The organism is Vibrio sp. S/42/10 (genome assembly GCF_029890535.1).
Classification (GTDB): domain Bacteria; phylum Pseudomonadota; class Gammaproteobacteria; order Enterobacterales; family Vibrionaceae; genus Vibrio; species Vibrio cyclitrophicus.
Genome location: NZ_JAKMZC010000041.1, coordinates 1 through 1,426 on the forward strand (window position 1 = coordinate 1; position 1,426 = coordinate 1,426).

The window sequence follows — 1,426 nt, forward strand, 5'->3', positions numbered from 1 at the left end:
TGAAGTGACCCCGTAAAGTTGGACATTTCTGTTAAGCGGCTTTCAAGGCCTGAGTTCGATATTCTATCGGAGTCAGGCCTTTTAGTTTCACTTTTATACGTTTGGTATTGTAGTACTCGATGTATTCTTTAATTTGCTCTATCAGAGCATCTGCATCTTCAAAGCTTTGGTTGTGATACATCTCTGTTTTGAGTAAAGCAAAAAAGTTTTCAGCAACCGCATTATCCAAGCAGTTACCTTTTCTCGACATGCTTTGCGTTAACCCACTCTCCGCTACCTTTTTTTGATACTGTCGATGGCGATATTGCCAACCTTGATCGCTATGTATAATTGGCTTTGAGTTGGGTTTAAGCTTTGATATGGCTTCCGTCAGCATATCCGTGACAAGCGGCAAGCAGGCATTTTTAGCCACTCTATAAGCAACCACTTCCTGAGTAAACAAGTCGACAACGGGAGACAAGTATACTTTCTGCTCTTTTACTTTGAACTCCGTGACATCAGTTACCCATTTTTCATCGGGTTGAGTCGCACTAAAATCTCTTTCAAGCACGTTAGGAGCTGCTGTTCCAGACTCTCCTCGATATGAACGATACTTTTTAATCCTGACCGTCGATTTAAGGTTGAGCTGAGACATAAGCCTTTGAACCGTTTTGTGATTAAGCTCGAACCCCTGATTTTTTAGTTCCAAGTGAATTCGGCGGTAGCCGTATCGCCCCTTATGCTCATGATAAATTGACTCTATCAACCGCAGCTCACGTTCGTAGCTATTTGGGCGCTTGCTCGTTTGAGCCTGATAATAAAAGACACTTTTTGCCAGCTGTAGAGTGTGCAGTAAGTGCTTTAACGGGTACTTGCTTTTAAGAGTTAGAGCTATGACCGCTTTTTCTTTGTTCGACGGTTTTTTTCCTGCTCCAACTCTTCCAACTTTTTTAGAACGGCATTCTCGGTTCGCAAATAGACCAACTCCTCTTTTAGCTCCTCAAGTGTCATTTCATCATCAGGCTTAGTGGTACGTTGAGGTTGCTGTTTCATTGAGGGTCTTCCTTTCTGGCGCATTTTGAGCCCTTTGATACCGTGCTCATTAAATCGTTTGAGCCAGACAGAGAGTATCCCAGGGGATGAGAGGTTTAATACTGCGCTAGTGTGCGTGAGAGACCATTCATTCGTCCACATTAAATTCAATGCTTTTCGTTTTGTCTGAGCAGTAGCCGCTTGGTTAGTTGGTAAAAATGAATCAGCACCATGGATGGCAAAGACTTGAGCCCAATACCGTATCTGTCTTGAAGAAATTGAATATTGTTTTGCTAAGTAGAGAGATGACGTGCCATCTAAGTATTGCCTAGCAATGATACATTTTAGCTCTCGGCTATATTTGGACATAAAAAGACCCCCAATAATTGGTGTCCAACTATTGGGGGTCAGTTCA

At 42.5% G+C, this 1,426-nt stretch carries 2 protein-coding genes; both read right to left on the minus strand.

Annotated features, from left to right (window positions below; genetic code table 11):
* Positions 1 to 31: 31 nt before the first annotated feature.
* The gene (locus L8S15_RS21670; protein WP_280575155.1) at positions 32 to 874 is read right to left on the minus strand and encodes an IS3 family transposase; all 843 of its coding nucleotides are present in this window, start codon (positions 872 to 874) and stop codon (positions 32 to 34) included.
* Positions 871 to 1,380, minus strand: a complete 510-nt coding sequence (locus L8S15_RS21675) for a helix-turn-helix domain-containing protein (protein ID WP_102392984.1) — start codon at positions 1,378 to 1,380, stop codon at positions 871 to 873. Before L8S15_RS21675 ends, L8S15_RS21670 begins: the two co-directional genes overlap by 4 nt.
* Positions 1,381 to 1,426 lie beyond the last annotated feature (46 nt).

Coding starts and splice junctions, on each gene's coding strand:
- L8S15_RS21675 (WP_102392984.1), bottom strand. CDS start 1,380: ATGTCCAAATATAGCCGAGAGCTAAAATGTATCATTGCTAGGCAATAC.